This window comes from Acinetobacter sp. ANC_7553 (genome assembly GCF_056779895.1).
The window spans coordinates 164,547-171,328 of record NZ_JBWYIV010000006.1 but is presented as its reverse complement, the minus strand read 5'-3'; the positions used below and the strand labels follow the sequence as shown (position 1 = coordinate 171,328).

Annotated in this window: 6 protein-coding genes; 5 read left to right on the top strand and 1 reads right to left on the bottom strand. The window is 38.6% G+C overall.

The window, feature by feature from the left end:
• The first annotated feature begins 578 nt into the window (after positions 1-578).
• The 5 genes from AC1M9I_RS06810 to AC1M9I_RS06790 all read left to right on the top strand — a co-directional run bounded on the left by AC1M9I_RS06810 (position 579) and on the right by AC1M9I_RS06790 (position 4,658).
• Positions 579-1,553 carry an MlaA family lipoprotein gene (locus tag AC1M9I_RS06810; protein ID WP_481593346.1) on the top strand — a complete coding sequence of 325 codons (975 nt, stop codon included), beginning with the start codon at positions 579-581 and terminating at the stop codon, positions 1,551-1,553.
• Between the two features lie 117 nt (positions 1,554-1,670).
• A complete protein-coding gene (gene gigA, locus AC1M9I_RS06805; protein ID WP_035268527.1) occupies positions 1,671-2,639 on the top strand; it encodes an RsbU family protein phosphatase GigA in 969 nt (322 codons plus the stop codon).
• A 112-nt stretch (positions 2,640-2,751) separates the two neighbouring features.
• Positions 2,752-3,258 (top strand): anti-anti-sigma factor GigB, encoded by a 507-nt coding sequence (gigB, locus tag AC1M9I_RS06800; RefSeq protein WP_035268529.1) that lies wholly within the window; start codon positions 2,752-2,754, stop codon positions 3,256-3,258.
• A 38-nt stretch (positions 3,259-3,296) separates the two neighbouring features.
• Complete coding sequence (locus tag AC1M9I_RS06795) at positions 3,297-4,124, top strand: carbon-nitrogen hydrolase family protein (RefSeq protein ID WP_481588732.1); 828 nt, start codon at positions 3,297-3,299, stop codon at positions 4,122-4,124.
• Between the two features lie 108 nt (positions 4,125-4,232).
• Positions 4,233-4,658: an organic hydroperoxide resistance protein gene (locus AC1M9I_RS06790; RefSeq protein ID WP_481588731.1), complete on the top strand. Its 426-nt coding sequence runs from the start codon at positions 4,233-4,235 to the stop codon at positions 4,656-4,658.
• A 317-nt stretch (positions 4,659-4,975) separates the two neighbouring features.
• Here AC1M9I_RS06790 and AC1M9I_RS06785 read toward each other — a convergent pair whose 3' ends face one another.
• Positions 4,976-6,673, bottom strand: a complete 1,698-nt coding sequence (locus tag AC1M9I_RS06785; protein WP_481610845.1) for a DUF4394 domain-containing protein — start codon at positions 6,671-6,673, stop codon at positions 4,976-4,978.
• Between the last annotated feature and the right edge of the window lie 109 nt (positions 6,674-6,782).

The window sequence follows — 6,782 nt, the reverse complement described above, 5'->3', positions numbered from 1 at the left end:
TTAAAATCAATAGTACATATAGTGTACCAATCTTGGCTCATCAATTACTGACAAAAAATTTGCTCAAATAAACTTCGAGAAATTTCTACCAATCATCAATGATAATATATATCGATCAATCAACCAGTAAAAATCCACACAAGTTGTTCTTCATAATCTCTTAATGATCTTCTTAATGCTTCGTCAGCATCAAGCTAGGTCGGCTATATTACCCTTTCTTTTCAGAAAGTCAACTAGCAATGTTAATTTATTTTCTAACTCATTCTCAAAACCTAGATCCAACCTATTCAGCTAAATCCTTGTTTTTCAACAAGTTTTAATCAACATCACCGCCGATGGATGTGCATTCTACAGCATTCCTCCCCCAATGCAACCTCTTTTGTAAAATTTAATTATATTTTCTTAACAAGTGATTATATTTTCTACAAAATCACTCTTTTTTCACGGTTAATTCACATTTTTTGTGCAAATATACTTTAGTAAACTGCTTTCAACTCTCGCTATAATGGCGTTATTCTGTTCGTACTTACTATTTATTTAATAAGACTAATATTCAGCTTTTATTCTAGGATGTTTTTATGCAGTACTCTCAACTTCTTTGGGTCAGTATGTTAAGTATTGGTTTAGCTGCACCCGCTTACGCCCAACAACCTGAGATTGCAGGCAATAAAGTTGCTGACGATACTGCATTATCTACATCTGATGAATTGTCTGCCACAAATGATAATAATCAGCCTTCAGACAACGATACTGCTAACGCCTCAAACCCTGCTTTAGAAAATTCAGTTAATACCAATGGATCTATCAAAGATTTAAAAAATTTAAAAATTGATAACTTCAAAGTCAATGCAACAGCAGCATTACCTGAAAATGAAAAAGATCCACTTCAACCTTTAAACAGACAAATCTATGCATTTAATGATGTTGTCGATCAAAATGTCTTGCGCCCTATAGCTGTGCAGTACGCTGATAAAATTCCAGAACAAGTTAGAGATTCAGTACGTGGCTTCCGAGACAATTTGGGTGAGCCATGGAATGCTGTAAATCAGGTTGCTCAAGGTCGCTTTAAACGTGCCGCACAAACGTTTGGTCGTTTTACATTAAATACAATTACAACGCTTGGTTTCGCTGATCCTGCACGTCGCTTATCTCTTCCGATGGAAGATGAGGATTTTGGAACTACTTTAGGCTATTACGGTGTCCCTTCTGGTCCTTACCTTGTTCTACCCTTTATGGGCCCAAGCACCTTCCGTGATACTGTTGGCCGCGTAGTAGATAGTCAAGCACGCCCTCAAAAATACCTACTCGATGGTCATGATCGTATTTATTATAGTGACTGGGCACTTAGCGCATTAGATACACGTGCTCAACTTTTAGAGATTGAACAAGTCTTGCAAGGTGATAAGTATGCAGCAATGCGTGATGCCTACTTACAACGAAAAAACTATGTTATTGCTGAAAAACGCGGTTTAGAAACTGGTTCTGGACTATTTATTGAAGATGATTTTTCAGATGATGAATCCTTCATGGATGAATCTATCGAATCTGAATAAAAGCCATATGTAAGTTAAAGTCTAAATCTTTTGTTTTTAGACTTTAACTTGGCGTTCGATATAAGTTCGTCTAAGATAGTTTTATAAATAAAGCATTTAGGATTGATTCTTTCATCTATGTATTTCATTCAACCCACTCGTGACATCCATCTTCTAGATAGCGTTCTAGAGGCTCTGCCGAGTTTACAAATGATTCATATAGATGATCTTCATCTTTACGATTCAACCATCATTGCCATTAGTGATGTTAATGATTTTCTGCAATATAAATGGACCCTCCCTACGATCGTGATAGGTCATGCAGATGAGGGACTTCAACTCTCGCAAGCATGGGAACTTGGCGCACTCGCTGGCTGGATTTGGGACCGTCTTCCAAAAGATCTCGCAAAATCGATTGCTAAAATTGAAGCAAAATACAAACGCAATCAGGACAGCCGCGACCTGCCCTCTGCAGCTGAATTACAAAAAAAACTATTACCCAACCCAATCGACCTACTTAATTATAAAGTCGAGACTTTATTTCAACCGTCAGCTTACTTATCTGGTGATTGGTATGATTATTGGAAACTCAGTGATCGTGAAATCTTATTTTATCTCGCGGATGTTTCTGGACATGGTGTAACAAGCTCACTTCTTACCTCTTGGATGGCTGCATTTCACGGTAGATCGAAAACCCCACGAGAACTTCTCAAAAAACTTAATGGCATGCTTTTGCAAGAGAACATTGAAAAGCATATTACAATGATTGCAGGCACATTGAATCTAGAGACCCACCAACTTAAGTGGTCCAGCGCAGGGCATTACCCTCCAGCAATTATCTTTGAACCTAATCAGGATGCTCGTATCCTCAACACCAGCAGTTTCCCCTTAGGGCTTACTGAAGACCTCGAAATTGAAGAGTTTGAATGTACGTTGAATCGTGGAGCTCGTTTTATTATTTGCTCAGATGGTGCGCTTGAACCTTTTGATGGTGGTTTGAATGAACAATTCACCCAATTGGTCTATCACTTGCAAAATCAATCATTCGAAGTTCCTGAACATGTTGCAGATGATATTGCAATACTCAGCTTCCAACGTCTAAATTAAGTTAATAATCAATAGTGTAGCTGTTTAGAAATCGATCTACGACTGAAGACTACTTGAGTATCGACTTGCGCTATGTGATAATTTTAGCATCCTTTCTGCAAATGGCATTTATATGTCAACAGGTCATGTTGAATATGCAAGCTTGGATGGTACGCACATTTTCAAACTTATTGGAGAAGTGCGCGCTCAATCTTGTATAAGCCTTGATAAATTATTATCTCGGATTGAACAACAACAAAACGTCGTAGGCGCAATTGTTGATTTAACCCAAACTACATTCATAGACAGTACTGTGCTTGGAATCCTCGCAAAACTAGGATTAAAGCTCAAACAAGTGCATCAAGTTCAAGCTGTTATGTTATCTACTAACCCAGATATCACTACACTTGCGAACAGTATGGGTCTTGGTCAGGTTTTCGTAATTTTAAACTATTGCGGAGATCCGAATGTGTGCACGCGCGCTTTATTGGACGAACACATCACACATAATGCAATGCTTTCAACTGTATTAGATGCTCATCGTACATTAATGAAATTAAATGCTGATAATCAAAATATGTTCGAGCCTTTGGTTAAGCAATTAGAACAACAACAAGATACCATCGATCACAGCATCTGATATTCTCTTAAGCATACTGAGCGCTTAAGGAGAACCTCATGACAACCTTACTTTCTGTCACCCAAATGAACTCCCAAAATGATATTGAAAATAACTTTCAAGTCATTGAATCATTGTTAGCAAAAAGTAAGAATCAAGGGGCCTCCTTGATCGTTTTCCCGGAGAATTTCGTTTGTTTTGCGGCAGGCAAACAGCGTGAGACTGCTGAACGATTTGAAGAAATACAATCTCGTTTAGAACAACTTGCTCATCAATATCAAATGTGGATTGTTGCTGGGACACTCCCCTGTCCTTTTCGCCCAGACGGCACCATTGTGCCAGATAGTCGTGTCAGAACAACCAGTCTTTGTATTAGCCCTGAAAAGACAGAAGCACGTTATGACAAGATTCATTTATTCGATGTTCAAGTCGGTGATGCGGTAGGTGGATATCAAGAATCTAAGTATTTTGAACCAGGTGATCAAACCGTCATTGCTAAAACTCCATTTGGCAATATTGGTTTAATGGTCTGCTATGACCTTCGTTTTCCTGAACTTGCTTTAAAGCTGCGCGCACAAGGCGCAAATATTTTAACAGCACCTTCTGCTTTTACTTACACGACAGGTCAAATGCACTGGCAATTACTTTTACAAGCTCGTGCCATGGATAGTCAATGCCAAGTTTTAGGCTCAGCTCAACAAGGGTGGCACGGTGAAAAAAGACAAACCTGGGGTCACTCTGGTGCTGCGAATTCTCGTGGTCAATTGTTAGATATCATCTCTGAAGAAGGTGCTCAAATGATTACAGTTCCGTTTGACATCGATGCACAGAAAAAAATTAGAGAATCGATGCCATTAATTCAGCATCGTAAACTTATTCAGCTTTGACCTGCTCAGACATAAAAATTGAATACCAAGCTTTACAAAATTACCGCTTATCATTCCTTTTAAATCAGAGAGTATAGATATTCACCTATACTCTATCTGGAAGGAATCATGTCATTAGAAAAAGTTGTTTATACCGCACATGCAAAAGCTACTGGTGGGCGTGATGGTCGTGCTACATCATCAGATCAAATTTTAGATGTTCAGCTCGCTGTACCAAAAGAAATGGGTGGTCCCGGTGGTGGAACAAATCCAGAGCAATTATTTGCTGCTGGTTATTCTGCATGTTTCTTAGGTGCGATGAAATTTGTTGCCAACCGCGATAAATTGAAAATCACACCAAATGCTTATATTGAAGGCGAAGTGAGTATTGGTCCTATTCCAACTGGTTTTGGAATAGCAGCCACTTTAAATATTCATCTGGAAGGCTTGGATAAAGAGGAAGCTCAAAAGCTGGTAGATGCTGCTCATATCGTTTGCCCATATTCAAATGCAACACGTGGCAATATTGATGTGACCTTGAATGTGATTGTTTGATCCAGTTGTTTCAATCCTAAAAATCACGCTGATATGCATATGCATCTCAGCTTTTTTGTGGTTATAAGTTAATTTCAACTTAGAAAAAGAAATTTTATATTAGGTGGGATCAAGTAGATTTATGTGTATCTAAAGGAATAATGACTCTTTGCCTCAGCTTGCAGTAATCAGTCCTGCAGCTTAATTTAAAGAAAAATAGTGATTTGGAGATACCTCCACTAACTAGTTCAGTATCTCCAAAATTTCCGTCTTCAACTATATCAATTCAAAAGTACATATGTCTTTTTGACTATTACTCTTTTAATCTAGCAAGTAAACTATTTAAAAAGTATTGCTAAGTCAATTAAGGCGGGCGTTGTAATTGAGCCGATCATTGACTTCATAACACTAGGCGTCCCATTAACGGAAATAGCTGGACGTGCACGAGGAGTTGTAAGTGCTGTATCGCTATTTAGATCTATACGGTATAGGATAGAAGCACCATTATTGTTGCTTATCGCCGCTAGAGCTAATCCATTATCACCACCAGCAATATCGAAACCATCATTCAAGCTTAAGTTCACGCCAAGACTACCTAATCTCACCAATGTTCCATCATTGGGTGGAACTTGCTTCGTCAGTAACTGATTGGCCTGATCTAGATTAAATAATTCGGTGCTAAGAGCTGAAATAGGTGTTTTAAAACTGTTGGTATATGCCGCAGCGCTAATCACTGCATTTGTGATCCCATTAATTTTGCCATCTTGAATGGTTTCACCCGTATCGACATTGATTCGCAGATTTTGCCCTGAATTACTGATGACTCTTAAACGGTCAGCCGTTGGATTGAAGTCAACAGCAAACTGTGTGCCGTCTAGAGTACTAAAGTTACTACCCGTGCCTGCTTTAAGTGCAGTCACAAGTGTTGCAGCACCAGAATTTGGGTTAATGGTATACAAGTTTGCTTGATTAGTTAAACCATATAGTGTATCGGATTTATCAGTAGCAGTACGTAATCTAAAATCAATACCTACGAATTTTTCATTGACCAATACGCCTGTAATTTTTTGTTCGGTCGTATCATTTGGACTATTGATTTCAAATCTAATTAAAGAATTATTATTGGTCAACCCAATTCCTTTTGAAGTGGTTTCTTCTGCTCGATTAAGCGCAATCCCACGAATGGAGGTTTGACGATATTCGTTAGGCAAGTCGCTTGTCTCAAAAATAGCGTTATTGGTCGTTCCGACTTGAGCAAGATTAACTTGAAATAGTTTATATGCACCCGAGACTTTTAATGCAGCAAAACCAATATTATTTATTGGGTCTATATCAAAACCACCGTTATTCGATACATCCTGACCTAAGGGTGCAGAGATACCTAATGTTCCGGCATTTGCATTTTGCAGATAAATGCGATCTGTCGAAGATTCGATACTGTATAATTTTGTACTTGCCGTTCCAGCAAAAGCATTGGTATAAGCTGCGGCACTTACTTCGGTTGTAGCATCACCAACCCGACTAATTTCTCCATCGGTGATGGTGAGACCTGTATCAACATTAACTCTTAGGTTTTGACCATCTTGACCAATAATTCTTAGACGATCCGCAGCAGGGTTGAAATTCACGCTAAGCGCATCAGGATTGGAAGTAATTTTACTAAAAGCTGCATTACCATCTGTCGTATCTGCTGGATCAGCTGTCATTTTAATAACGAATTTTGCTACTCCAGAACTTGGATTTAACGTGTAAATATTACCCAACAAACCTACTGCATATAACTTTCCATCACTTGGACGATGGTCCATTCCAACCAGTTGATCCCCAGAAACTAAACCTGAAATTTTAATATTTGAAATCAGCGAACTAGGTTGGTCATGATTGAGTGAGCTAATCATACCGTCACTGGTCAGTACCAAGAGATTACCAGTAGCATTTGTTGGAGGAATAGGCTCAGATGAATTTGAATCATTACATCCAACTAATCCGATACCACCGAGTACGGTGAGGGTGCAGATGAGTGTTTTGAGTTCCATGTATAATTTTCCTTAATTACTGATATTTGATTTTGAAGAACTTCTGATTACACGGTTCAATATGTAAAACAACTCAGCTTTGCTGAGAAACACGTCGAGGTATCTTTAG

Excerpts from the sequence above, each read along its gene's own strand:
- AC1M9I_RS06810 (WP_481593346.1), top strand. The coding sequence starts at position 579 with ATGCAGTACTCTCAACTTCTTTGGGTCAGTATGTTAAGTATTGGTTTA.
- gigA (WP_035268527.1), top strand. The coding sequence starts at position 1,671 with ATGTATTTCATTCAACCCACTCGTGACATCCATCTTCTAGATAGCGTT.
- gigB (WP_035268529.1), top strand. The coding sequence starts at position 2,752 with ATGTCAACAGGTCATGTTGAATATGCAAGCTTGGATGGTACGCACATT.
- AC1M9I_RS06795 (WP_481588732.1), top strand. The coding sequence starts at position 3,297 with ATGACAACCTTACTTTCTGTCACCCAAATGAACTCCCAAAATGATATT.
- AC1M9I_RS06790 (WP_481588731.1), top strand. The coding sequence starts at position 4,233 with ATGTCATTAGAAAAAGTTGTTTATACCGCACATGCAAAAGCTACTGGT.
- AC1M9I_RS06785 (WP_481610845.1), bottom strand. The coding sequence starts at position 6,673 with ATGGAACTCAAAACACTCATCTGCACCCTCACCGTACTCGGTGGTATC.